This window comes from Rhizorhabdus argentea (assembly GCF_037861105.1).
Taxonomy (GTDB): Bacteria; Pseudomonadota; Alphaproteobacteria; order Sphingomonadales; family Sphingomonadaceae; genus Rhizorhabdus; species Rhizorhabdus argentea.
This window is the reverse complement of sequence record NZ_JBANFK010000001.1, coordinates 62,451-85,380: the sequence shown is the minus strand read 5'-3', so window position 1 is coordinate 85,380 and position 22,930 is coordinate 62,451. Positions and strand designations below refer to the sequence as shown.

The 22,930-nt window shown below is 64.6% G+C and carries 23 protein-coding genes and 1 pseudogene; 11 read left to right on the top strand and 13 right to left on the bottom strand.

Translation table 11 applies throughout. From position 1 onward, the window contains the following. Window positions 1-4 precede the first annotated feature (4 nt). The gene (locus tag AAC645_RS00425) at window positions 5-1,504 is read right to left on the bottom strand and encodes a Ppx/GppA family phosphatase (RefSeq protein WP_340313027.1); all 1,500 of its coding nucleotides are present in this window, start codon (window positions 1,502-1,504) and stop codon (window positions 5-7) included. A 111-nt stretch (window positions 1,505-1,615) separates the two neighbouring features. Between AAC645_RS00425 and AAC645_RS00420 the strand changes: the two genes are divergently transcribed. The 4 genes from AAC645_RS00420 (at window position 1,616) to AAC645_RS00405 (ending at window position 4,728) form a co-directional block, all read left to right on the top strand. Then, window positions 1,616-2,125, top strand: a complete 510-nt coding sequence (locus tag AAC645_RS00420; protein WP_422785775.1) for a thioredoxin family protein — start codon at window positions 1,616-1,618, stop codon at window positions 2,123-2,125. A gap of 44 nt (window positions 2,126-2,169) precedes the next feature. Further along, entirely contained in the window at window positions 2,170-2,409 is a 240-nt protein-coding gene (locus AAC645_RS00415; protein ID WP_340313024.1) for a hypothetical protein, read from the top strand. A 533-nt stretch (window positions 2,410-2,942) separates the two neighbouring features. Next, entirely contained in the window at window positions 2,943-3,650 is a 708-nt protein-coding gene (locus tag AAC645_RS00410; protein WP_340313022.1) for a PEPxxWA-CTERM sorting domain-containing protein, read from the top strand. Window positions 3,651-4,122: 472 nt separating this feature from the next. Continuing rightward, window positions 4,123-4,728 (top strand): phosphatase PAP2 family protein, encoded by a 606-nt coding sequence (locus tag AAC645_RS00405; RefSeq protein WP_340313021.1) that lies wholly within the window; start codon window positions 4,123-4,125, stop codon window positions 4,726-4,728. On the opposite strand, the gene AAC645_RS00400 is transcribed toward AAC645_RS00405, so the two are convergent. Genes AAC645_RS00400 through AAC645_RS00390 form a run of 3 tightly spaced genes read right to left on the bottom strand, consistent with a single transcriptional unit; the run spans window position 4,725 to window position 8,743 of the window. Continuing rightward, window positions 4,725-6,851: an RNA degradosome polyphosphate kinase gene (locus tag AAC645_RS00400; protein ID WP_340313316.1), complete on the bottom strand. Its 2,127-nt coding sequence runs from the start codon at window positions 6,849-6,851 to the stop codon at window positions 4,725-4,727. The two genes, AAC645_RS00405 and AAC645_RS00400, sit on opposite strands and share 4 nt — an antisense overlap. A gap of 57 nt (window positions 6,852-6,908) precedes the next feature. Further along, window positions 6,909-7,532, bottom strand: coding sequence for an HdaA/DnaA family protein (locus tag AAC645_RS00395; RefSeq protein ID WP_340313020.1), 624 nt, complete (start codon window positions 7,530-7,532; stop codon window positions 6,909-6,911). Then, complete coding sequence (locus tag AAC645_RS00390; protein ID WP_340313019.1) at window positions 7,529-8,743, bottom strand: heavy-metal-associated domain-containing protein; 1,215 nt, start codon at window positions 8,741-8,743, stop codon at window positions 7,529-7,531. The genes AAC645_RS00395 and AAC645_RS00390 overlap by 4 nt, the downstream gene beginning before the upstream one ends. 133 nt (window positions 8,744-8,876) lie before the next feature. On the opposite strand from AAC645_RS00390, the gene purM reads away from it, so the two are divergent. The 4 genes and pseudogenes from purM to AAC645_RS00370 all read left to right on the top strand — a co-directional run bounded on the left by purM (window position 8,877) and on the right by AAC645_RS00370 (window position 11,569). Continuing rightward, a complete protein-coding gene (gene purM / locus AAC645_RS00385) occupies window positions 8,877-9,983 on the top strand; it encodes a phosphoribosylformylglycinamidine cyclo-ligase (protein ID WP_340313018.1) in 1,107 nt (368 codons plus the stop codon). Continuing rightward, a pseudogene (purN, locus tag AAC645_RS00380) lies at window positions 9,959-10,555 on the top strand (phosphoribosylglycinamide formyltransferase); the annotation flags it as partial. The gene purM and the pseudogene purN, both read left to right, overlap by 25 nt. Window positions 10,556-10,562: 7 nt before the next feature. Then, window positions 10,563-11,189, top strand: a complete 627-nt coding sequence (locus AAC645_RS00375) for a hypothetical protein (RefSeq protein WP_340313016.1) — start codon at window positions 10,563-10,565, stop codon at window positions 11,187-11,189. After that, window positions 11,189-11,569 carry an MmcQ/YjbR family DNA-binding protein gene (locus AAC645_RS00370; RefSeq protein WP_340313015.1) on the top strand — a complete coding sequence of 127 codons (381 nt, stop codon included), beginning with the start codon at window positions 11,189-11,191 and terminating at the stop codon, window positions 11,567-11,569. Before AAC645_RS00375 ends, AAC645_RS00370 begins: the two co-directional genes overlap by 1 nt. 99 nt (window positions 11,570-11,668) lie before the next feature. Here AAC645_RS00370 and ndk read toward each other — a convergent pair whose 3' ends face one another. Then, window positions 11,669-12,091 (bottom strand): nucleoside-diphosphate kinase, encoded by a 423-nt coding sequence (gene ndk, locus AAC645_RS00365; RefSeq protein WP_340313014.1) that lies wholly within the window; start codon window positions 12,089-12,091, stop codon window positions 11,669-11,671. Window positions 12,092-12,239: 148 nt separating this feature from the next. Here ndk and AAC645_RS00360 point away from each other — a divergent pair, with 148 nt between their 5' ends. Together AAC645_RS00360 and AAC645_RS00355 are read left to right on the top strand one after the other, a co-directional pair. Further along, a complete protein-coding gene (locus AAC645_RS00360) occupies window positions 12,240-13,862 on the top strand; it encodes a GMC family oxidoreductase (RefSeq protein WP_340313013.1) in 1,623 nt (540 codons plus the stop codon). A gap of 85 nt (window positions 13,863-13,947) precedes the next feature. Then, window positions 13,948-15,591 carry a M28 family peptidase gene (locus AAC645_RS00355; protein ID WP_340313012.1) on the top strand — a complete coding sequence of 548 codons (1,644 nt, stop codon included), beginning with the start codon at window positions 13,948-13,950 and terminating at the stop codon, window positions 15,589-15,591. Between the two features lie 39 nt (window positions 15,592-15,630). Here AAC645_RS00355 and queA read toward each other — a convergent pair whose 3' ends face one another. From queA to AAC645_RS00315, 8 genes are all read right to left on the bottom strand, one after another. Continuing rightward, window positions 15,631-16,659, bottom strand: a complete 1,029-nt coding sequence (gene queA, locus AAC645_RS00350; RefSeq protein ID WP_340313011.1) for a tRNA preQ1(34) S-adenosylmethionine ribosyltransferase-isomerase QueA — start codon at window positions 16,657-16,659, stop codon at window positions 15,631-15,633. A gap of 27 nt (window positions 16,660-16,686) precedes the next feature. Then, a complete protein-coding gene (locus AAC645_RS00345; RefSeq protein ID WP_422785774.1) occupies window positions 16,687-17,478 on the bottom strand; it encodes a peptidylprolyl isomerase in 792 nt (263 codons plus the stop codon). A gap of 125 nt (window positions 17,479-17,603) precedes the next feature. Next, on the bottom strand, window positions 17,604-18,104 hold the full coding sequence (gene coaD, locus AAC645_RS00340; RefSeq protein ID WP_340313008.1) for a pantetheine-phosphate adenylyltransferase: 501 nt from the start codon (window positions 18,102-18,104) through the stop codon (window positions 17,604-17,606). A 24-nt stretch (window positions 18,105-18,128) separates the two neighbouring features. After that, window positions 18,129-19,019, bottom strand: a complete 891-nt coding sequence (locus tag AAC645_RS00335) for a polyprenyl synthetase family protein (protein ID WP_340313006.1) — start codon at window positions 19,017-19,019, stop codon at window positions 18,129-18,131. Between the two features lie 2 nt (window positions 19,020-19,021). Then, window positions 19,022-19,267: an exodeoxyribonuclease VII small subunit gene (locus AAC645_RS00330; RefSeq protein ID WP_340313005.1), complete on the bottom strand. Its 246-nt coding sequence runs from the start codon at window positions 19,265-19,267 to the stop codon at window positions 19,022-19,024. A 150-nt stretch (window positions 19,268-19,417) separates the two neighbouring features. Then, on the bottom strand, window positions 19,418-20,101 hold the full coding sequence (locus AAC645_RS00325) for a DUF1013 domain-containing protein (RefSeq protein WP_340313004.1): 684 nt from the start codon (window positions 20,099-20,101) through the stop codon (window positions 19,418-19,420). 115 nt (window positions 20,102-20,216) lie between these two features. Continuing rightward, window positions 20,217-21,245 (bottom strand): glycosyltransferase family 4 protein, encoded by a 1,029-nt coding sequence (locus AAC645_RS00320; RefSeq protein WP_340313003.1) that lies wholly within the window; start codon window positions 21,243-21,245, stop codon window positions 20,217-20,219. Window positions 21,246-21,250: 5 nt separating this feature from the next. After that, window positions 21,251-22,090, bottom strand: coding sequence for a UDP-2,3-diacylglucosamine diphosphatase (locus AAC645_RS00315; RefSeq protein WP_340313002.1), 840 nt, complete (start codon window positions 22,088-22,090; stop codon window positions 21,251-21,253). Between the two features lie 228 nt (window positions 22,091-22,318). Here AAC645_RS00315 and AAC645_RS00310 point away from each other — a divergent pair, with 228 nt between their 5' ends. After that, a complete protein-coding gene (locus AAC645_RS00310; RefSeq protein ID WP_340313001.1) occupies window positions 22,319-22,903 on the top strand; it encodes a glutathione S-transferase family protein in 585 nt (194 codons plus the stop codon). Window positions 22,904-22,930 lie beyond the last annotated feature (27 nt).

The window sequence follows — 22,930 nt, the reverse complement described above, 5'->3', positions numbered from 1 at the left end:
GCGGCTATTCCACCACGAGCTTGGGGGCCACGCCGAATGATGCGGCGAGCGTCTTGTGGCGGCGTTCGACCGACTCGCCGTACAGGATCATGTTCTCGCGCTCGACATGAAGCTCGAGATGCTTGGCCTTCAGCGCGAGCCGGCTACCGACCAGCGCGTCGGCGACACCGCCCGAAAAGCGCTGGCCAAGACGCAGCGCGAAGCCCCAGCGTCCCGCGGTGACGATCTCCGATGGCGAGCAGATGCTGCTGATCACGGGCGCACAGCCCTGCCCGCCGAAGCTGGTCCACAGCGCATGCGCCATCATTCCCCGCCCGCGCGAGTCGATGCCAACCCAGTTTCCGTGCAGGGCCGTTTCCACGCCGCGCTCGGCGCGGAACTCGGGGTGCGCGCGCCAGCCCACGTCAGCCAGCAAGCAAGTGGCGTGGCGGATCCGGGCGTCGGCGGGGCTCTCCGTCTCGAACAGGGGCGCGATCCATCGTTCGAGCAGATCACCATGCTCGGGGAAGCGTCCCTGGCGGGCGCCCTCCTCACGAGTCGAGGTGATCAGCGGATCCTGGGCGCGCTGATATTCCGTCAGTTCGTCGTACAGTAGTCCCTCGCGCAGCCCGTAGGCCGAAACGATCAGCTCGCTGGAGCCGAGACGGCGGACGACATGGCTAAGCAGCGAGGCCGCGTTCGCCAGGGTAGGAATACGCGCGCCGGACAGGCCCACTACGTCGCGGAGGCGCTTGCGATCGAGGTGGGCGAGGACGCGAACGAGGTGCTGTGCCTTTTCCGGCGGCATCCAGTAATGATGCACGATCGGCAGCGGATATTCTGTCAGGTGCATGTCGAGCCGGGCAAGCGAGCGCCAGGAACCGCCGACCATGTAGAAGGGCAGACCCGCTCCTTTGCCGGTCCATCCGCTCTTTTCGATCGTCTTCGCCACGAGCGCCGCCAATGCGCGCGGCCCGCGCTCCCGAACCGCGCCGATCCGCAGCACGCCGAGCGGGAAGGAACTGGTCTCGCGCACCTCACCATCGACAATCCGGGCGAGTTCGAGGCTGCCGCCACCGAGATCGCCGACGATGCCGTTGGCCTGTGAGATCGACGCAATGACGCCCAGGCCGGCCATCCGCGCCTCATCGTCCCCGGACAGCAGTTCGACCGGCAAGCCGAGATCGAGAACGCGATCGATGAACATCCTGCCATTTGCGGCCTCGCGTACGGCCGCTGTGGCCACGGTGCGCGGACGCGGCACGCCCATCTGCTCGGCCAGACGCTGGAATCGTGCCAGGCTCCCCAGCGCGCGCTCCATGGCTTCGGGCTCGAGCGAACCGTCCCGCGTAACCCCCTTGCCGAGCCCCACCATGACCTTTTCGTTGAACAGTGCGGCAGGGATTCGCGCAGGCCCATCGTAGATCACGAGCCGGATCGAGTTCGACCCGATGTCGATGATCCCCATGCGGGCATGGCCGGGCGCCGGATTCCTGGCGCGGCGAAACATCGAGATCGCTGACATATATTACCTGTGTAGCGGATTTAGCCGTCGGATCAAACGTGCCGCATGGCTATTGAGGTCATGGCGGCGTCGTTCTACCCCATCAATATCGATCAGAGCCGAAAGTCCGCCATGCGCCTCCTCCGCCTCCTGCTCATCCCCGCCCTGTTCCTTGCGCCGGCACTGCAGGTGGCTGCGCGCTCGCCCGCCAAAGCCCCAAAGGTGGCAGACAGCCAGATCGTCCGGCCCCTGCCGCTCCCTTATGACGTCGATGCCGACGCAGAGGCGCAGCTTCGGGCGGCACTGGCTAAAGCCAAGGCAGGAAACAAGCTCGTGTTGATCGACCTGGGCGGCAACTGGTGCCTCGATTGCAGGGTGCTCGCCGGCGTGATGGATATTCCCGCACTGCGCGCCTTCATCGCGAAACATTACGAACTGGTCAGCATCGATATCGGCCGGATGGACAAAAACCAGCAGATCCCCGAGCGCTACGGCATTTTGCGGCTGAAAGGCGTCCCAGCGCTGCTCATCGTCGACCCGCAGAGCGGCAAGCTCATCAACAAGGACCGGATCTTCGCGCTCGCCGACGCTCGCTCGATGACGGCGCAGGCGCTGGCCGACTGGCTCGCGAAATGGGTTTGAGCGACTCTCCATCGGCCCACGACCCATTTCCTGGAGCTAGGGCGATGAACGATATCAACTGGGATGCTGCGGCCGAGGTACATGAACGGGACGATGGTGGGTCCGACATGTATTATGGATTCAAGACGTTGAAAGGGGGCTCTTTGGCCGAGCTCGTCGCTTATGTCATGGCATTGCCGACTGAGCAGCGCGAACGCGTGGTGATCGACGCCGCGGGCGTTGGATCCATGAACATCCATGAGATCGGCGCGCTGGCCGAACGGAGCGATTTTCCCGAAACATGACACTGCAGCAGTCGCTGTATCCCGTCTTGCATGCGCTGATCGCGCTTCTGACGCTGGGGTGGCACAGGCTGATTAGCTGCGCATGGCCTGCCGCGGCATAGCCCGCTCTGCTCTGCGCGCCCTTTGTAACAGTTCTGAGCATTTTATCCCGCTGAACGGTCGACCAATCGTTTCGGCAGACAGAGAAACCCGCGCAGTCTTGGCGATGCCGATACGTAAATATTGGTTAATTTTCCGTAGAATACTAATGAATTCCACTATGTCCTCTGCCCTCTTCGATCCACGTCCGTAATGGGATTGGGCCGGAACCGTTATCCTGGATTTATGTTCTCACATTACAAATAGATGTAAGATCCGTTCCTAGCACGCCGCCAACTCGTCGTGCTGAATCTCACCAGTGTGGGACGGATGTACTTGCACACTTTTTTTTCGAGGCACTGAGATCGGCGCAACACATCATTTCGGCTCCGCAGTGTTCCTCGTGTTTAGTGTGGCGATGATTATGGGAGGTTTGAATGGGTCGATTTTCAATCATGTTGCCGATCATCGGGTTGGGCCTGATGGCCACACCATCCTTGGCCGGGATCATCACCAACGACACGACAATCAACGGCGTCACGCTTGATTTCGGCGCAGAGCCTCCTCTTGCCGAGATGGTGAAGAACAACAGCGCGCCGAATGGCACGACGTTGACGCTGGCAACGCAGCCGAGCAACATTCCCATCAACTATACGGCGCCGACGACTCTTGAAGCTTCCGGACAGGGAAATGGCTTCGCATTCGTCAGCGGCCTCGGCAATGGCGCAAATGAGCAGGGCTTTTCCAGCCTGACGATCAGCCCTCAGTCCACGGCACTCGGGTTCAGCGCGATCAATTTCAACATCGCCGCCCTCGGCACCGGAAATAACACCTGGTATGGCGACATCATCCTCGATCCGGCCAATGATGATCCGCTGATCAAGTTCGAGAACGTTGCCTTCAACACCGGCGGGGAGAACAAGTTCGCGATCTTCTCGGACAGCAATACGCTGTTCTCCTCGATCACGTTCAGCGGACTCTCGACCGCCGCGGACGGCGGGGTCGCGCAGAACTTCGACAGCATTCGTCAGGTATCGATTAATGTTGCGGCGGTTCCCGAAGCGTCGACCTGGGCGATGATGATCGTCGGATTCGGCTTCATCGGCGCGCAAGTGCGTTCGCGCCGCCGCACCGGAAGCCTGCCGAAGCTTTCCGCAGCCTGATACCATCGAAAAGGCGTTGCCCTGCGGCAGCGCCTTTTCGGCTGTCGGCCAAACAACTCCCTCAAGCGACGCGGCTGTGACCGCAATAGGGCTAGGCAACAATCTGCCCGCCGGGTCCGCCGCCGCATGCCCGGACCAGCGCGGTCGAGACGATCGCCCGCACCCCGCCGGGTCAGGTCCCCGACGATCGCCTCAGCCTGCTGGAAATCAGTGTTCATTCCAACGGCCATGACCAGAACTCCCACGGCCCGGGCCAACAGCACCCGGTAGCCCTTCCCATCGGTCCGGAGCCGAATATTGGCACACCGCCACGACCACGATGCGTTTGCGAGCTTTACTGGGCCGTGATCGGTGGGGCGCGAACAATATCGGCCGGGCCAAGATAGCCTCCGCGAAGAAACTGGATGAGGGCGAGGCCGCTATTCCGCGCGCCCTGTTTGTCAGATGCGTGGATTATATGCGAAGGCGATCCATGCCGTTGAACTATTGGTCGAAAATGCTGCTGCTCGCGTTGGGCATGGTGCTGATGCTGGCCGGAGCTTTGCTGTGGTTGCGGCATGCCTCGATCGATCTGCCCGTATTCGAGGCGCTGAGGCTCGACGCGCGCAGCGGCTGGGCGCCTTTCATCGTTGGCGTCACCCGGCTTGGCGGCTTCCCCGTGCTTGGGCCGCTGGCGTTAGCAGTGGCGGGCCTGCTCGCCTGGCGGAAACGCGGCCGAGAAGCATTGTGGCTGCTGCTAACCATAGCCAGCGGGCGCTTGATGGTAGAGGCCATAAAGCTGCTATTTGGACGCGAACGTCCGCCGCTGTCCGGGCAACTCGCCCCGGTGACCTCCTACAGCTTCCCCAGTTCGCACAGCGCGGGCACCATGCTGACCATGCTCGCGCTGGCGATGGTCTTTCCGGCGCAAGGAAGCCCCATGCTGCTCCCCGCGCTGGCGATAGGCTGCGTCATAGGGTGGAGCCGGATCGCGCTTGGCGTGCATTGGCCGAGTGACGTGCTCGCCGGGCTGGGGTTCGGGATGCTGTGGGTCGGGACGGCGCAGCGCTGGCTGCATCCGTCCGGCAAGACTAACTAGCTCCCGCGCCGCAAGGACAGTTTCGGCACTTGCCCGCTCTGGCGCAGCGCCGCGCCGCGGCCCGAGAGCGATGGATTGGTCATGAAATAGCGATGAAGGTTGAAGGCACGCCGCCCCGGTGCGACCCGCTCATATTCGCCATTGGGCAGCAGCTGCCAGCTCTGCTCCTCGTCGATCAGGTTCGCCACCATCACCTGATCGAGTATCTGCGCGTGGACCGTCGGGTTCTCGATAGGCAGGAGATATTCGACCCGGCGATCGAAATTGCGCGGCATCCAGTCGGCGGAGCTGATCAGCACCTTCGCCTGGCGATTGGGCAGGTCACCGCCGTTGCCGAAGCATACGATGCGGCTGTGCTCCAGAAAGCGGCCCACGACCGACTTGACGCGGATATTTTCCGAGAGGCCCGGAACGCCGGGTCGCAGGCAGCAAATCCCGCGAACGATCAGGTCCACCTGCACACCGGCCGAACTCGCGCGATAGAGCTTCTCGATGATGGCGGGATCGACCAGCGAGTTCATCTTAGCCCAGATCGCCGCATCGCGGCCGGCACGGGCATGATCGATCTCGGCGTCGATCAGCCTGCATAGCTGATCACGCATGCCATGCGGTGAGATGGTCAGCAGATCGAGATCGGTCGGCTCGACATAGCCGGTGATGTAGTTGAACAGCTGCGCCGCATCGCGCCCCAGCCGCGGATCGGCGGTGAAGAAACTCAGATCGGTATAGATACGCGCCGTGATCGGGTGGTAATTGCCGGTCCCGAAGTGGCAATAGGTCCGGTGCCCTTCGGCCTCGCGCCGCACCACCACCGACACCTTGGCATGTGTCTTCCAGTCGATGAAACCATAGACGACCTGGACCCCAGCCCGTTCGAGCTGCGAGGCCCACATCAGGTTCTGTTCCTCGTCGAATCTCGCCTTGAGTTCGACAACGGCCGTCACCGACTTCCCCGCCTCGGCCGCATCGACGAGCGCGCGGATGACTGCGGATTGCTTGCCTGCACGGTAGAGCGTCTGCTTGATGGCGATGACATCGGGATCCGCCGCCGCCTGTCGCAGGAAGGCCAATACGACGTCGAACGTCTCATAGGGATGATGGACGACGATGTCCTTCGAACGAATCGCCGCGAAGCAATCGCCGCCATGCTCGCGGATGCGCTCCGGAAAGCGCGGCGCGAAGGCTGGAAATTTGAGATCGGCGCGGTCCTCGTCGACCAGCTGCTCGAGATCCGCGATTCCCAGGAAATTGCCCGATTCGGTGATGAAGGCATCGGCGCCGCCAATCTGGTCCTTCCACAGCGGTTCGAAGGAGGAGGACATTCCGCCTTCGAGTTCGAGCCGGATCACGCGTCCGCGCCGCCGGCGCTTGATCGCCGTGCGGTAGTAGAGAACGAGATCCTCGGCTTCCTCCTCGATTTCGATATCGCTGTCACGGATGATCCGGAGAGCACCCTGCCCTCGCACAATATAGCCGGGAAACAGAACGGAGGTGAAGCGGCGCACCAGCGTCTCGATCGCGACATAGCGCGCGCCATCACCGGGCAGGCGGATGAAACGCGGCAGCGTATTCGGCACCATCAGCAGTTCGAAGATCTGCTGGCCATCGGACTGCCGCGTCAGATCGAACAACAGGCTGAAGCCCTTGTTCGGGATGAACGGGAATGGATGGGCGGGATCGAGCGCCTGGGGCGTGAGCACCGCGAAGATGTGGTTACGGAAATAGTTTTCGAGCCAGGCGGCATCGGCGCCGTCGATATCGCCTTCTTCGAGCACGATGATGCCCGCGGTGGCGAGCTCGCCATGCAGGCGATCCCAGACAAGCTGCTGGTCGGCCATCAGTTGGTCGGCGCGCTTGGTGGCGCCCTCGATCTGCTGGGCCACGGTCAGGCCGTCGGGCGATAATGCATCGACCCCTTCCAGCAGCTGGCCCTTGAGACCCGCGAGCCTGACCATGAAGAACTCGTCGAGGTTATTCCCGGAGATCGACAGGAAGCGAAGCCGCTCGAGCAGCGGATGGGCGGGGTTGCACGCCTCGTCCAGCACCCGCTGGTTGAAGGCCAGCCAGCTGAGCTCGCGGTTGAAATAACGATCGCGCAGGGCGATCGGATCGGCCGGTGCCATACCGCCGACGAGATCTTCGTCCCGAACAGGTTGTTCTATCGATTCCATAGCCGCCCACTATAACAGCTTATATGTATCCTCCGTGACTCCGATCGCCGCAAGTGCCTCGCGGGCTATCGGCAGGGTGATGGCCCTGCGCCGCGCAAGCGCCGCTTCGTCGAGCGCATCGACGATCCTGCCGATGCCGATATAGCTGCGCTCGATCCGCGGCACGACATAGCGGATCACTTCGGGTCGCGCCGCCAGCCCACGGGCGTGGAGCAGCTTCTCGATCAGCCCGCCAATCAACGGCGTGTCGGGCTCCTCGATGGCGACATGCGGGCTGGCGAGCAGCCGCGAGCGCAGGTCGGGCAGGCGGATCTTCCATTTTGCGGGCGCGAGGTCTGCCGCCAGCAGCAGCGGCTTGCGATCGGCCTGTGCGGTGTTCCATGCGTGGAACAGCCTCTCTTCGTCCTGGGCGTCGGCATTGTCCACGAAACGGCCGCCGCTCTTGGCGGCGAAGATCCGGCCAAGCAGGCTTCGCCCGGATTTTCGCGGGCCGGTCAGCACCGTCGCCATCACCGGCCATAATGCCCAATGTTCGAGATGCTTCACCGCAATGCGATTGGCGTCGCTGATGATGAAGTCACGCTCGTCCGCGTCGGCCGGCCATTGGAACGGCAGCGCGATCTGATCCGTCATCGCGCTGGCTGGCTACCGCCGCGCCGGATGCGCACTCCGCCGGCGATGTCCTCGACCTGCCAGCCGCGCGCCACCAACGCCTCGCGAAACGCGATCGGCGGTCCCGAGAAGCTGATCCGGAAGATCGAGGTGCCGCCGAGCGCCAGGCTCGATGTCTGCACGACCGTCACGCCTGGCATAGCCCGCAAGGCCGCTTCGTCAGCCCGCAGCGTCGCAGCGTCCGGCGTGTCAGCCTGCACCGTGATCGCGGCGGTTACCGCCGAAGCGATCTGCGACAGCACGTCGTCGATCGGCACTTCCTCGACCGGCGTCTCAATCACCAGCGACGGGTCCGGCCGCAGCGCCCCTTCCTGGAGAGCGCGGACATACGCGGCGTCGATGCGCTCGATCCCGCGGTCGAGCATTGCCGGCAAGGCATCGCCATCGTCGGCCGTGAGCGTGAACTGATCGATGACCGCGCCATCCGGGCCGTGCCGCGCGACAAACTTGCCGATCATCGGCCCCCCCGGCCACTGCCGGAACAGGGTCACTTCGGGAACCACGATGTCCGCAGCACCATATTGATCGAGCAGCATCCGCCACCAGCTGCGCCCCGGCCGCCGGGTCTGGGCCGCGTTGAGCAGAACGGGATCGACGCCGGTCCCGGACACGCGCACATAGTCGACCGGGCTGTTGTTGGTGCGGAACCGCGCCCACGCCTTTTGCCATTCGGTGCGCGATTCGAAGGAGACTGGCGTGCCGCCGCTCCACTGAATCGGGATCACCAGCATCGGCGCGGAGCGGCGCACCGCGCCCTTTGCGCCGAGCAACTCACCGGCGCGGGCACGATCGAACAGGACGCCAAGGCTGGCGATATACCGGTTGGGGCCGATCTGTTCATGCTCGACGACGATGCCGCCGCTGATCGAGTCGAGCGTCGAATCGGGCAACCCGGGTGCGTTCTCCACCGGCTTGCCGTTCACCCGCGCCCAGAGCATTTTCCAGCCCTTGCGCTGCGCTTCGCGCCAGCCGCCGCTGCGGGCCTGATCGGCGGTGCGGGCGGCGACATCGACCTTGATGCCGTCGACCTCATAACTCCCGGCACCACCGATCGGCGGCACGCCGCGCTGGTCCGGCCGCTCGAGCTGAGCGAACGCCAGCGCCGCAGCGAACAGCGCAGCGCCCAGGGTCGACATCGGGACAGGACGGAAAAGACGTTCGGCGATGGTCACAAAGCGCCTTTTGGCGACTTGCCAATGGAAATCCAAGTGCGATGTAGCTTGATTGTGTCTGGAGCCTGATCCACGCCCTCAGAGGTAGCGCAAAGCGCTTCCACTTCGGACGATCAGGCTTTAGGCGGCTCTAATGACCGACAGCACCGACCAGCCGACCAGCTACACCTACGCCAAGGCCGGCGTCTCGATCGCCGCAGGCAATGCGCTCGTGAAAGCGATCGGTCCGCTCGCCAAATCGACCCGACGCCCTGGAGCCGACGCGGACCTGGGAGGCTTCGGCGGCTTCTTCGACCTCAAGGCGGCCGGTTACAAGGATCCGCTCCTGGTGGCCGCGAACGACGGCGTCGGCACTAAGCTCAAGCTCGCGATCGACAGCGGGCGGCATGATGGGGTCGGCATCGATCTTGTCGCGATGTGTGCCAACGACCTGATCGTGCAGGGTGCCGAACCTCTGTTCTTCCTCGATTATTTCGCGACGGGCAAACTCGATAACGGGATCGCCGAGCGGGTGATCGCCGGGATCGCCGAGGGCTGCAAGCTGGCCGGCTGCGCGTTGATTGGTGGCGAGACCGCGGAAATGCCCGGCATGTATGCCGATGGCGATTACGACCTCGCCGGCTTTTGCGTCGGCGCGGTCGAGCGGGACGAGGCGCTGACCGGAAACCGCGTCTCCGCGGGGGATGCGATCCTCGGGCTCGCTTCCTCCGGTGTGCATTCGAACGGCTTCTCGCTGGTCCGCCGGCTCGCTGCCGACAAGGGTTGGAAGCTCAATCGCCCTGCCCTGTTCGATCAGGATCAGCTGCTGATAGAGGCGCTGATGGCGCCGACCCGCATCTACGTGAAGTCGCTGCTGCCGCTGGTTCGATCGGGCAAGGTCCGTGCAATGGCACATATCACCGGCGGCGGGCTGCTCGAGAATATCCCGCGCGTCCTGCCCGACGGGCTCCACGCCCATGTCGATGCCGATGGCTGGGAGCAGCCCCGGCTGATGGCGTTCCTCCAGGCGCAGGGCCATATCGAGCCGGAGGAAATGGCGCGCACCTTCAACTGCGGCATCGGCATGGCGCTGATCGTAGCGCAGGATGATATTGCCGCCGTCACCCGCGAACTCGAAGCGGCAGGCGAGACCGTGCTGCGCGTCGGCAGGATCGCAGCCGGCGACAAGGGCTGCACGGTAACGGGATCGGTCGAGACCTGGAGCGCACAGGCGGCATGGTCGGCGACGCATCTGGGTTGACGGTGAAGCGCATCGTCAAAGCCCCCGTCGCCATCCTGATCTCGGGCCGCGGCAGCAACATGGCTGCGCTGATCGCGGCGTCGCGCGCTGGCGATTGCCCTTATGAGGTCGTCCTCGTTGCCTCGAACAAGCCGGACGCAGCGGGCCTCGCCACGGCGCGCGACGCCGGGATCGCGACCTTCGCGCACAGCCACAAGGGCCTGACCCGCGAAGAGTTCGACTCGATCATCGACGGCGCGCTGCGCCAGGCCGGCGCCCGCTATGTCGCGCTGGCCGGCTATATGCGGATACTCTCGCCCGCTTTTATCGCCGGTTGGGCCGGACGGATCGTCAACATCCATCCGTCGCTGCTCCCGAAGTACAAAGGGCTCGACACCCATGCCCGTGCTATTGCGGCCGGCGATGTGGAAGCAGGCTGCTCGGTCCATCTGGTGACGCCGGAACTCGACGACGGCGAAGTCATCGCCCAGGCGCGGGTTGCAATTGAGCCGGGCGATACGCCAGACATTCTTGCCCAGCGCATCCTGGTCGAAGAGCACCGGCTTTATCCAGACGCGCTTGCGACCTATATCCGGGCGCATGGCTGATCAGATTTCCGATGCCGCCATGCGGCGGCGATGGCTGCGCTGGCTGACCCTCGGCGAGATCCTGGGCGTGGCGGCGCTGGTGATATCCGGCCTGACCTTCTGGAACAGCTACAGCGAGCGGCGGCACAACGAAGTTGCCAGGACGGTCGAGGAAAAGCAGGCGACCGCCAAGGCCCGCACGCTGATCCTAAAGGCAGAGCGGGACAAGGACGGCGAGCGGCTGACGCTGACCCCTGCCGGCGACCAGGTGATTCAAGGCCAGACCATCGCTTTCCCCAAGGCCCTCGACGTCGATCCGATCGACAGCACCGATCCGCGCGTCGAGGCGCGCTGGTTCGCCGAAGGCCTCAAGAAGGCACGACGCGCCGCGGGGGAGGACGAAAAGGTCCGCGGCGATGCACGCGTGCCGGTGGCGATAACCACACGCTTCACTGCGGATGGCGCGCTGGCCGAGGACGTGACGCTGTACGATGTCGGCTATATTACCGAAAACAGCCTGCTGGGCGGAACCTCGATCAGGCTGCGCGGCCTGTCGCTGATCGGACGCAGCACCGCGAAAGCCGCCCCGGCTCGCCTTGATGCGCTGTGGAACGCGCGCCATAGGGGCACGCCGCGCTGATGGCGGCATCCGAGCCTGCGGCCCTCCATGCCCGGATCGGCAAGCTCGCGGCGGCGCTGCCACAGGTCGAGGAGAAGGTGTCGCACGGCTCGCCCTGCTGGCGAGTGGCCGACAAGCGCATGTTCGCCTATTTCTGGCACAACCACCATAGTGACGATCGCACCGCCCTTCTCGTCAAGACCAGCGGCGTAGAGGAGCAGGAGATCCTGATCGAGATGGACCCCGATATCTATTTCAAGCCGCCCTATCTCGGCCCGTCCGGCTGGGTCGGCGTCAGGCTCGATCGCCCGGAAACCGATTGGGAGCTGGTCGAGCACCGGCTGCGCGAAAGCTGGCGTCTGGCGGCTCCGCCAAAGCTCGCGGCGATGATGGATTTCTGACGCCCTGTCCATCTCGTCGGCCCAGCGGGCGGCTTTTCGAGAAAAGCCGCCGCGCCGATCATCACCAGCGCGGCGCAACCGCCCATCAGACCAATGGGTTCAGCCGACGATCTCTTCCGGCTTGAAGAAGAAGTCGATCTCGATCTTGGCGTTTTCGAGGCTGTCCGAACCGTGGACGGAATTGGCCTCGATCGACTCCGCGAAAGTCTTGCGGATCGTGCCTTCGTCGGCGTTGGCCGGGTTGGTCGCGCCCATCACTTCGCGGTTCTTCGCGACGGCATTCTCGCCCTCGAGAACCTGCACCACAACCGGGCCGGAGATCATGAAGCTGACCAGTTCGCCGAAGAAGGGGCGTTCGCGGTGGACGCCGTAGAAGCCCTCTGCCTGCTCCCGGCTCATCTGGATGCGCTTCGAGGCAACGACGCGCAGGCCGGCCTCCTCAAGCTTCGCCGTAACGGCGCCGGTCAGGTTCCGGCGGGTCGCGTCGGGCTTGATAATCGAAAAGGTACGTTCGGTCGCCATGGCCGAGCGGCTCCATATATTGAGGGTGATTGGAAGATGGGCGCGCCTTTACTGTGTGCGGCGCGCAATGGCAAGGCGGCGGGGTGGAATAGCGGTCGTGATCCGGGCGCGCCGCATCTATAGCTGCCGGAGGCGACACAGGATCGGTATGACAAACGACCCGACCGACTTCGGGATCTACGACTATGTCATCGCCGGCGCAGGCTCGGCCGGCTGCCTGCTGGCGAACCGGCTCTCGGTGAACCCCGACAATCGCGTGTTGCTGCTCGAAGCCGGCGGCAGGGACGATTGGATCTGGTACCATGTGCCAGTGGGGTATCTGTTCGCGATCGGGAATCCCCGGGCCGACTGGATGTTCGAAACCGTCGAGGAGCCAGGGCTGGGTGGCCGCAAGCTGCCTTATCCACGCGGCAAGGTGATCGGCGGCAGCTCCTCGATCAACGCCATGATCTACATGCGCGGCCAGGCTGCGGACTATGACGGCTGGCGGCAGCTCGGCCTCGCCGGATGGGGGTGGGACGACGTGCTTCCCCATTTCCTGCAGCATGAGGATCATATCGCGCCGCAGGGAGCGCATCACCGCGCCGGCGGAGAATGGCGGATCGAGTATCCGCGCGTGCGCTGGGACATATTGGATGCGATCCGCGATGCCGGCGCTGCCGCGGGGATCGCGCCGGTCGACGATTTCAATGGCGGCGACAATGAAGGATCGTCCTATTTCCAGGTCAACCAGCGTGCCGGCCGTCGCGTCAGCTCGGCCGGCGCCTTCCTGAAGCCAGCGCTCAAGCGACCGAACCTTCGGCTGGAAACCGGCGTGGAGGTAGAGCGCGTCCGCTTCGATGGCCGGCGGGCCACGGGGCTGGTCTTCCGCCGCGGCGACGAGCGGCTCGAGGCGAGGGCCGCCGGCGAAGTGATCCTCGCCACAGGCGCGGTCGGATCGCCCAAGCTGCTTCAGCTGTCCGGCATCGGGGATGCGGAGATGCTGGGCCGCCTGGACATCCCGCTGATTCACCATTTGCCCGGCGTCGGCGGCAATCTGCAGGACCATCTCCAGATCAGGCCGATCTTCAAGGTCCGCGGCGTACGGACGCTCAACAGCGACTATGCCAACCTGCTTCGCCGCGCTGCGATGGGCCTCCAATATGCGCTGTTCCGCAAGGGGCCGTTGACCATGGCGCCATCGCAACTCGGTATGTTCGCGCGTTCGTCAAACGATTACGCCACGCCCAATCTCGAGTTCCATTTCCAGCCGCTCTCGCTCGACAGATGGGGTGATGGGCTTCATCGCTTCGGCGCCTTCACCGCCAGCGTGTGCAATCTGCGCCCATCGAGCCGCGGCCGCATCGACCTCGCCGGCGCCGACCCTGCTGCCCCGCCGCGCATAGCGCCCGGCTACCTGTCGACCGACGAAGACCGGCGGGTGGCGGTCGACGCGCTGCGGCTGGCGCGCAGGATCGTCGGGCAAGCCCCGCTCGCCCGCTATGCGCCCGAGGAGTTCCGGCCAGGCGTGGAGGCGCAAAGCGACGCCGAACTGCTCGCCGCGGCGGCCGAGCTCGGCACCACCATCTTCCATCCCGTCGGTACCGCAGCGATGGGGCCCGCCACGGATCCGCACGCGGTATTGGACGAACGGCTGCGCGTGCGCGGGATCGAGCGGCTGCGGGTCATCGATGCGTCGGCGATGCCGAGGATCACGTCGGGCAACACCAACGCACCCACGCTGATGATCGCGGAGAAGGGCGCGGCGATGCTGCTGGAGGACCGTTGCTGACGGCCTCGTCGGTCTGGACTTTTCCGTCCGAGTATAATCGTTTATCTGCAATAACTTGTTGCCCGTTGCTGCACTGGATTTTGACATGCGCAAGATCGTCGCTTTGCTCTCTGCCACGGCCTTCCTTTCCCCGGCGCTGTCTGCTGCTCCCGCGCCGGTCTTCGATCCGGCCCGCGCCAGTCAAGACGTCAAGATACTCGCCGATGACAGCTTCGAAGGGCGCGCACCTGCGAGCGAGGGTGAAAACAAGACGGTCGCCTATATCAGCCAGCAGATGAAGGCCGCCGGGCTCCAGCCCGGCGGCCCCGGCGGCAAATGGACGCAGGAGGTGCCGTTGCTCGAATCGGATATCGTCGGTGCTCCGTCACTATCCCTGAAGCTTGGCGATGGCACCGCGCGGGGCCTGACCCAGGGCAGCGAGATCGCCGTTCGTTCGGCGCTCGACGGACGGGATCGCGTCGAACTGCGCGCGGCGCCGCTGGTGTTCGTCGGCTATGGCGTCAGGGCGCCGGAGCGCGGCTGGGACGACTTCAAGGGCGCCGATCTCAAGGGCAAGATCATGGTCGTGCTCGTCAACGACCCCGACTTCGAAGGCGGAGAGGGAGACTTCGGCGGCAAGACGATGACCTACTATGGCCGCTGGACCTACAAATATGAAGAAGGCGCACGGCTGGGTGCGGCCGGCGTCCTGGTGATCCACGAATATATCCCGGCCTCCTATGGTTGGGCGACGGTCAAGAACTCGAACATCAACACGATGTTCGACATCGTCCGCGCCAATCCCGCCGCCGAGCATGTGCCGCTGGAAGGCTGGATCCAGCGCGATCTTGCCGCCGACCTGTTCAAGGCCGCCGGCCTCGATCTGGATGCGATGAAGAAGGCGGCGCAACGCAAGGATTTCAAGCCTGTCCCGCTCAATGCGACACTCGACGCATCCTACGCTGTTAAGGCCGAGACGATCGTGTCCCACAACATCATCGGTCGCCTGCCGGGCGCCAGACATCCGGCCGAGACGGTGATCTATTCCGCGCATTGGGATCATCTCGGCGTCGGGCCACCCGACGCAAAAGGCGACCGCATATATAATGGCGCCAAAGACAATGCCTCGGGCGTCGCCAGCCTGCTCGAACTAGCCCGTGCCTTCGCGAAGGCTCCGCCCACCGACCGTTCGATCGTCTTCCTCGCCGTCACCGCCGAGGAGAAGGGGCTGCTCGGTTCGGAATATTATGGCGCCAATCCCGTCTACCCTCTGGCGACCACCGCCGGCGTGATCAACATGGACAGCGTGTTCGGGCTGGGTGCGGCAAAGGACTTCACCATCTCGGGTGTCGCCAAGCTGGGCCTGCTCGATATGCTCGTCGCGGAAGGCAGGAAGCTGGGCCGCGTCTATGTTCCCGACCCGCGCACGGAAACCGGCGGCTTCTACCGCTCGGATCACTTCACGTTCGCGCAACAGGGCGTCCCCGCCATATCGTTCAAGCCGGGCATGGATCTGCTCAATGGCGGCGTCGAGCGCGGCCGGGCGCTCAGCGATGCCTACATCAAGGACGAGTACCACCAGCCCGCGGACGAGTGGAGTAGCGATTGGGACCTGTCGAGCGTGCAGCCGGACCTGACCCTGCTCTACAACACCGGCAGAGCGCTCGCCGACAGCCGCGCCTGGCCCGAGTGGAGCGCCGATTCCGAGTTCAAGGCGAAACGCGACGAGACGGCGGCGCAGCGGAAGTAAGGCCGTCGAGGGATTGGACGCAGGCGTGGCGGTGCAGCCTCAAGGCAGCAACAGGCTCGCATCGCCATAGCTGTAGAAGCGATAGCCTGTCGCAATCGCGTGGCCATAGGCCGCCTGCATCCGCTCGCGCCCCATCAGCGCGCTGACCAGCATGAACAGCGTCGACTTCGGCAGGTGGAAGTTCGTCATCAGCCCGTCGATGCCGCCAAAGCGATAGCCGGGTGTAATGAAGATCGCGGTGTCGCCTTCGAATGGACGGATCATGCCTTCCTCGTCGACGGCGCTTTCGATCAGGCGCAGACTGGTGGTGCCGACCGCTATGACCCGCCCACCGGCGGCCCGCACGGCATTGAGCCGTCCGGCAGTGGCGGCGTCGATCCGGCCCCATTCGGCATGCATGCGGTGGTCGTCGGTATCATCCGCCTTGACCGGCAGGAAGGTACCGGCGCCGACGTGGAGGGTCAGCGTTTCGGTGCCGATCCCGGCCTCGTAGAGCGATGCGATCAGCTCCGGCGTGAAGTGAAGCGCGGCGGTGGGTGCCGCGACTGCGCCCTTTTCGCGGGCGAACATCGTCTGGTAATCGTCGAGGTCGCGCGCGTCCGCCGGGCGTTTGCCCGCGATATAAGGCGGCAGCGGCATTCGCCCCGCCCGTTCGAGCAGCAGTTCGACCGCCTCATCCCCCGCGAAATCGAGCAGGATCGATCCGTCGTCGCCACGCTCGGCGGCGATCGCGGAGACCCCCGCGCCGAAGTCGATCGAGTCCCCGGTCCGCAGGCGCTTCGCATTGCGGACGAAGGCACGCCAGCGGCGCAATCCCTCGCGTTTGTGCAGGGTGGCGCCGATCCGCGCCTCACCGCGCCGCCCCTCCAGCTGGGCCGGGATGACGCGCGTGTCGTTGAAGACCAGGCAATCGCCGGCGCGCAGCAGCGCCGGAAGCTCGGTAACGGCATGATCGGAGAAACCGCCCTCTTGCGGCACCAGCAGCAGCCGCGCGCTATCGCGCGGACTGGCGGGCCTCAGCGCGATATTGTCGGACGGAAGGTGGAAGTCGAAAAGGTCGACGCGCATGTGCGAGCCTGGTTCAGCAGACGGACGTCAGCGCGGCGGGGCTGCCGCCTCGTCGCTGGTGACATTGCCGACCGCCGCGTCGGTGGTGGGCGGCGAACCCGCATCGCTAGTTGATGGCGTATCTGCCGAAGGAGCAGGAGTCTCGGCGGGTGCGGGCTCGGCGGGCGTCGGCTTCGGCGCGTCCGCAGGTTTCTCTTCCTTCGGAGCCTTGGCCTTCTGCTTCTTCGTCTTCTTGCCGGTCTCCGCGACCGGCGCCGCGACCGGCGCGGGTGGCGGTGGCACGAAAGCTGCCGGCGCGATTCCCTGATCGTCCGACTCGATGGACGCATGCACGATCTTGGAGGGGTTTGCCGGCGGCTCACCCTTCTCGATCGCATCGACATATTCCATGCCGCTCGTCACCCGCCCGATCGCGGTATAGTTTCCGTCAAGGCTGAGGTTGGGCTGCAGCATGATGAAGAACTGGCTGTTGGCGCTGTCGAGCCCTTCCGCCCGCGCCATCGCCATGGTGCCGCGAACATGGGGAAGTTCGTTGAACTCCGCCTTCAGGTCGGGCAGATCCGATCCGCCCTCGCCGGTTCCCTTGGGATCACCGCCCTGCGCCATGAACCCTTCGATCACGCGGTGGAAGATCAGCCCGTCATAGAAATGGCGACGCACCAGCGTCTTCACCCGATCCACCGAGTAAGGCGCCTTGTCCGGGCGGAGCAATATCTTGACGCGCCCCCCTGTCGACAGGTCCAGGTTGAGAATGTTCTGCGGATCGGCCGGCGGCGCGGCCGCTTCCGGTGCAGTCTGCGCGAACGCCATGCCGGCCATGAACAGGCCTGAAAGGGCCGCAACAACGAACTTCGATCGCATCAGACATATTCTCCACACCGCGCTTGGCGCGCGGCCTCGTTAAGTCTCGCAGGCTTGCCACGCGCTGAACCGGCCGCCAGAAATCAGCTGCCCTTCTTACCGATCTTTTCAACGCGCGCGACGACTTCCTGCACCACCCGCTCGGGCACGAAGCGATGGATCGCGCCGCCGTAGAGCGCGATCTCCTTGACGAGCCGCGAAGCGATCGGCTGGAGGGCGACATCAGCCATCAGGAATACCGTCTCGACTCGGTTGTTCAGCTGCTGGTTCATGCCCGCCATCTGATATTCATATTCAAAATCGGCAACCGCGCGCAAACCGCGAACGATGATCGAGGCGCCCATCTTCTCGGCGAAATCCATCAGCAGCGAGTCGAACGCCACGATTTCGATCTTGTCGCCGAGATCCTCGGTTTCGCGGCGAACCATCGCCAGCCGCTCCTCGAGATCGAACATCGGCGATTTGGACGGATTGGTGGTCACCCCGACGACGAGCTTGTCGACCAGCTTCGCGCCACGCCGGATGATGTCCATATGGCCGAGCGTAACGGGATCGAATGTCCCCGGATAGACGCCGATGCGCATGAAATGTGCCTCCCCCCTGATGGCTTATCGGTCGCGGTCGACTGCGTAAGCCGCAATCTCGCGTAGCAGATCGGCTTCCCGCCCGAAATTGCCCAGGTGGCTGATCGCCTGCTGCGAAAGCGAGCGGGCCTGCGCCCGGGCGCGGTCCGCGCCGAGCAGTCCCACGAAGGTCGCCTTGCCTGCGGCGGAATCCTTGCCGGCGGCCTTGCCCATCGCCGCAGGATCGCCCTCGGCATCGAGCAGATCGTCGGCGATCTGGAAGGCGAGACCAAGATCGTGCGCATAACCGCGCAGCCGGGTACGGCCTTCGGACGGCAGCCGGCCCAGGATCGCCCCGGCTTCGATCGCGAACCCGATCAGCGCCCCGGTCTTGAGCTGCTGGAGCCGAGTGATATTTCCCAGGTCGGACATCGTCGCCGCTGCGGCCATATCCATCGCCTGTCCGCCGACCATCCCCCCCGGGCCCGCCGCGGCCGCGAGCGCGGCGACCAGTTCGGCACGGACGAACGGATCCGCATGGGTCGCTTCGGCTGCCAATATCTCGAAGGCGAGCGCCTGGAAGGCATCGCCGACAAGGATGGCTGTCGCCTCGTCATAGAGCTTATGGACCGTGGGGCGACCGCGGCGGACGTCGTCATCGTCCATCGCTGGAAGATCGTCATGGACGAGGCTGTAGACATGGATGGCCTCGACCGCGACACCGACGCGCAAGGCGCATTCCGGATCGACAGCAAACAACCGCGCCGCACCACACACCAGCAACGGCCGCAGCCGCTTGCCGCCACCGATGGCAGCGTGACGCATCGCTTCGTAGAGACGGCGGCGGCTGTCCTCGGGCGGAGTCAGCAAGGCATCGAAGCGCGTATCGATTTCGTGCGCGATGCGCTCCAGTTCGGAGGAGAGCAGCTCCGCCATGGTCAGCTTGCCGTGAAGGGCTCTGTCCCCTTCGGCGTGCCGTCGGCGCCGATGCTGATCTTCTCGATCCGTGCCTGCGCAGCCTTCAGCCGCGCCTCGCACTGGCGCTTCAGCGCATCACCTTTCGCGTAGAGCTCGATTGATTGATCGAGCGGTACATCGCCCGATTCCAGCTGCCGCACGATCGTCTCGAGTTGCTTGAGGGCGTCCTCGAAGGAGAGATCGGCGAAGGCGGCGGTATCATCCATGGGATCGGCTTTTGGGCTTGGTGTGGAGGAGGGTCAAGCTGCCCTCCGAGGAATACGTCGCCCAGGGGTAAGCTGGTACGACAACGGCTCCCCCGGCGGCGCGACACAGAGTCACCGCCGCGCCGGGCACCGCCGGGGCGACGAGGATTCTTACTTCTTGAACGGATCCTGGAAGGCGGGGCCGCTGAACAGCGCCGCTTCCTGCTCGGCGAGCGTCATCTCGGCGACCTTGCCGGCGGCATCGCGCTCGGCGCGGAGCTGCTCGATCAGGGCCTCGCGGTCGCCCTCGAGGCGGGTGTCGGTCGGCGCTTCGATGCCTGCCGCCTTCGCTGCCTTCGCCACCACCGCGTCGAGTTCGCGCTGCGAGCAGAGGCCGAGCGTTACCGGGTCCTTGGGCACGATATTGGCAATGTTCCAATGGGTGCGGTCCCGGATCGCGGCGATCGTCGTGCGAGTCGTACCGATCAGCTTGGAGATCTGGCCATCCGACACTTCGGGATGATTGCGGATGATCCAGGCGATGCCGTCGGGCTTATCCTGGCGCTTGGAAACCGGCGTATAGCGCGGCCCCTTGGTGCGGCGCTGCTGATCGGGGCCCTTGAGCATCACCAGCCGGTAATTCGGGTCCTTCTGGCCCTTTTCGATCTCCGACATGCTGAGTTCGCCGGCGCGCACCGGATCGCGCCCGGTCAGCTTGGTCGCCGCCATATCGTCGGCGATCGCCTGGACCTCGAGGATGTGCAACCCGCAGAAATCGGCGATCTGCGGAAAGCTGAGCGCGGTATTGTCGACCAGCCATGAAGCGGTGGCGTGGGGCATGAGTGGCTGGGCCATGACGGTCTCCAAAAATAAAAGAGGCCGCCCCGTCACGGAGCGGCCGAAGCATGGATGCCGATGTACTGAAACCGCGCGTTCAGCACAAGCTCCTCTTGCCGGAGAGAGCGGAGGATCAAGCCGCCAGCCGAGCCCTGCCCTCCCCCTGCGGAACGAGCGCCGAGAGAAACTGCTCTGCGCTGCGACGCCAGCCAAAGGTCGCGCCATAAGCCGCCGCCGCGCTCCGGTCGCGGGTCAGCGCCTGCGCGATCGCCTTGCCGAGATCCTTATCCATCGCGGAGGAGGCGGGATCGAGGATGTCGACCGGGCCGGTGACCGGATAGGCCGCGACCGGCGTACCACAGGCCAATGCCTCGATCATCACCAGTCCGAAGGTGTCGGTGCGGCTTGGAAAAACGAACACGTCTGCGCCTGCATAGGCTGCCGCCAGCGCATGGCCATGCAGTGCCCCGAGAAACGACGCCTGCGGATAGGCGCGTTTCAGTGCCGCGCTGGCGGGGCCGTCACCGACCACCACCTTGGTCCCGGGTCCCCCGCACGTCAGGAACGCCTCGATATTCTTTTCGACCGCAACCCGGCCTACATAAAGCTGGATCGGACGCGGCAGCTCCGCAAGCGCGAGATGCGGAGCCTGTTCGGGGCTGAACAGGCCGAGATCGACGCCCCTGCCCCAGCGCCGGACCGGCGCTATGTGGTGACGCTCAAGGATCGCCTCGACCGAGGGGGTTGAGGCCAGCACGGCGGCCGAGGGGCCATGGAACCAGCGGATATAGCGCCAGAACCATTCAGCCGGCATGCCGGTGCGTTCGGCGAGATAATCCGGGAATTGGGTGTGATAGGCAGTGGTGAACGCGAAGCGCCGGCTCAGGCAGTGGCGCCGCGCGGCGAGGCCGATCGGTCCCTCTGTCGCGATATGGATGGCGTCCGCCCCAAAGTCGGCGATCCGCCGGCCGACACCCGCATGGGTCGTCAGGGCGAGCCGTATTTCGGGATAGCTGGGACAGGGCACCGATCGAAATTGATCTGGCGCGATGACGCACACCTCATGCCCCATGGCGCCCAGTTCGGCGCTGACCGCCTGCAGGGTGCGGACGACGCCGTTGACCTGCGGGCTCCACGCATCGGTGGCGATGGCGATGCGCACGCCGCTCAGGCCGCCAACGCGGTGGCGGCGTGGCGGGCGGCGATCTCGTCGGCCCAGTGGAGCACCTCCATGCGGCCGTCGAAATGCTCGACCAGCGCAGTGCAGCCCTCGACCCAATCGCCGTCGTTATAATAGACTATGTCGCCAAAGTTGCGGATTTCGGCGGTGTGGATGTGGCCGCAGACCACCCCGTCGACGCCGCGTTCGCCCGCCTCGTGCGCCACAGCTTCCTCGAAGCGCGAGATGAACTCGACGGCGTTCTTCACCTTGTGCTTGGCATGCTTCGACAACGACCAGTAGGGCAGGTTGAACCGCTGCCGCACCGCATTGATCACGACGTTGAGCCGCATCAGCGTTTCGTAGGCAAAGTCACCGGCGAAGGCGAGCCAGCGGTGGCACATCACCACCGTGTCGAACTCGTCGCCGTGCGTCACGATCAGCCGGCGTCCGTCGGCGGTCTCGTGGATCGCGTTGCGGCGTATCTCGATGCCGCCGAAGGTCATGCCCGAATACTGACGAAACATCTCGTCATGATTGCCGGGGATGAAGACGACGCGGGTGCCCCGCTTTGCCCGTTTCATCACGCGCCAGACGACATCGTTGTGCGCTGCCGGCCAATACCAGCTGCGTCGCAGCCGCCACCCGTCGATGATATCGCCGACCAGGTACATCGTCTCACTGTCGGTAGAATCGAGGAAGTCGATCAGCATCTGCGCATTGCAGCCGCGCGTGCCGAGATGGATGTCCGACACCCAGATCGTGCGGAAGCGGCGGCGCTTGCCGCGCCCCTCGGGGATGGCGGGCGCGTGGCCCTGATACGCCGCTATTCGGGTGATGGCATTCATTGCTCGTCTCCTGCTGGATGACGAGCCGACGCTATGATTCCCAATTGTTACAGCCACCTCGCTGGATTCTTGCAGCTTCGTGACACATGCCCGGCGGTTCGCTTCTCAGAACAAAGAACGTCCAGCGATACCAACGCCATAAGGAGCCCTTGTGAGAACCGCCTGCAACTTTGTTTTCCTTCATGACGGTACGGGATATCCGCTTCTAACCGCGTTCAGGGGGATATCATGCAGATCTATGGCGATTCGATCTCGGGGAACTGCCTCAAGGTGAAATGGACGGCCGACCTGCTCGGCATCGATCATCGCTGGATCGAAACCAGCGTGCTCGGCGGCGAGACGCGGACCCCGGCGTTCCTGGCGATGAACCCAGCCGGTCAGGTGCCGCTGGTCCGGTTCGCCGATGGCAACATCCTCGCCCAGTCGAACGCGATCATGCTGGCGCTTGCCGAAGGATCGTCGCTGATCCCGATAGAGTTCTACGCACGGGCGAAGATGCTCGAATGGCTGTTCTGGGAGCAATATAGCCACGAACCCTATGTGGCGGTGGCGCGGTTCCAGGTCCATTATCTCGGCAAGCCCCTATCCGAGTTGGAGCCGAAGATCGTGGAGCGCGGCAACGCGGCGCTGAGACTGCTCGACAAGGCAGTATTGGGGCGGGCTTTCCTTGTGGCCGACACGCTCAGCCTGGCCGACATCGCCCTCGTCGCCTATACGAGGGTGGCTGGCGAGGGCGGCTTCGATCTGGCTCGCTATCCCGCGGTCCAGCGTTGGATAGGGCGGGTGGAGGATGCCGCACGGATCAACGACTGAGCGGAACGGGCGTGGCGACGATTGCCG

Excerpts from the sequence above, each read along its gene's own strand:
- purM (WP_340313018.1), top strand. The coding sequence starts at position 8,877 with ATGACCGACAGCACCGACCAGCCGACCAGCTACACCTACGCCAAGGCC.
- coaD (WP_340313008.1), bottom strand. The coding sequence starts at position 18,104 with ATGCGCATCGGCGTCTATCCGGGGACATTCGATCCCGTTACGCTCGGC.
- AAC645_RS00410 (WP_340313022.1), top strand. The coding sequence starts at position 2,943 with ATGTTGCCGATCATCGGGTTGGGCCTGATGGCCACACCATCCTTGGCC.
- AAC645_RS00395 (WP_340313020.1), bottom strand. The coding sequence starts at position 7,532 with ATGACGGATCAGATCGCGCTGCCGTTCCAATGGCCGGCCGACGCGGAC.
- AAC645_RS00310 (WP_340313001.1), top strand. The coding sequence starts at position 22,319 with ATGCAGATCTATGGCGATTCGATCTCGGGGAACTGCCTCAAGGTGAAA.
- AAC645_RS00325 (WP_340313004.1), bottom strand. The coding sequence starts at position 20,101 with ATGGCCCAGCCACTCATGCCCCACGCCACCGCTTCATGGCTGGTCGAC.
- AAC645_RS00400 (WP_340313316.1), bottom strand. The coding sequence starts at position 6,851 with ATGGCACCGGCCGATCCGATCGCCCTGCGCGATCGTTATTTCAACCGC.
- AAC645_RS00420 (WP_422785775.1), top strand. The coding sequence starts at position 1,616 with ATGCGCCTCCTCCGCCTCCTGCTCATCCCCGCCCTGTTCCTTGCGCCG.
- AAC645_RS00360 (WP_340313013.1), top strand. The coding sequence starts at position 12,240 with ATGACAAACGACCCGACCGACTTCGGGATCTACGACTATGTCATCGCC.
- AAC645_RS00335 (WP_340313006.1), bottom strand. The coding sequence starts at position 19,019 with ATGGCGGAGCTGCTCTCCTCCGAACTGGAGCGCATCGCGCACGAAATC.
- AAC645_RS00330 (WP_340313005.1), bottom strand. The coding sequence starts at position 19,267 with ATGGATGATACCGCCGCCTTCGCCGATCTCTCCTTCGAGGACGCCCTC.
- AAC645_RS00345 (WP_422785774.1), bottom strand. The coding sequence starts at position 17,478 with ATGGCCGGCATGGCGTTCGCGCAGACTGCACCGGAAGCGGCCGCGCCG.
- ndk (WP_340313014.1), bottom strand. The coding sequence starts at position 12,091 with ATGGCGACCGAACGTACCTTTTCGATTATCAAGCCCGACGCGACCCGC.
- queA (WP_340313011.1), bottom strand. The coding sequence starts at position 16,659 with ATGCGCGTCGACCTTTTCGACTTCCACCTTCCGTCCGACAATATCGCG.
- AAC645_RS00425 (WP_340313027.1), bottom strand. The coding sequence starts at position 1,504 with ATGTCAGCGATCTCGATGTTTCGCCGCGCCAGGAATCCGGCGCCCGGC.
- AAC645_RS00355 (WP_340313012.1), top strand. The coding sequence starts at position 13,948 with ATGCGCAAGATCGTCGCTTTGCTCTCTGCCACGGCCTTCCTTTCCCCG.
- AAC645_RS00370 (WP_340313015.1), top strand. The coding sequence starts at position 11,189 with ATGGCGGCATCCGAGCCTGCGGCCCTCCATGCCCGGATCGGCAAGCTC.
- AAC645_RS00375 (WP_340313016.1), top strand. The coding sequence starts at position 10,563 with ATGGCTGATCAGATTTCCGATGCCGCCATGCGGCGGCGATGGCTGCGC.
- AAC645_RS00415 (WP_340313024.1), top strand. The coding sequence starts at position 2,170 with ATGAACGATATCAACTGGGATGCTGCGGCCGAGGTACATGAACGGGAC.
- AAC645_RS00405 (WP_340313021.1), top strand. The coding sequence starts at position 4,123 with ATGCCGTTGAACTATTGGTCGAAAATGCTGCTGCTCGCGTTGGGCATG.
- AAC645_RS00315 (WP_340313002.1), bottom strand. The coding sequence starts at position 22,090 with ATGAATGCCATCACCCGAATAGCGGCGTATCAGGGCCACGCGCCCGCC.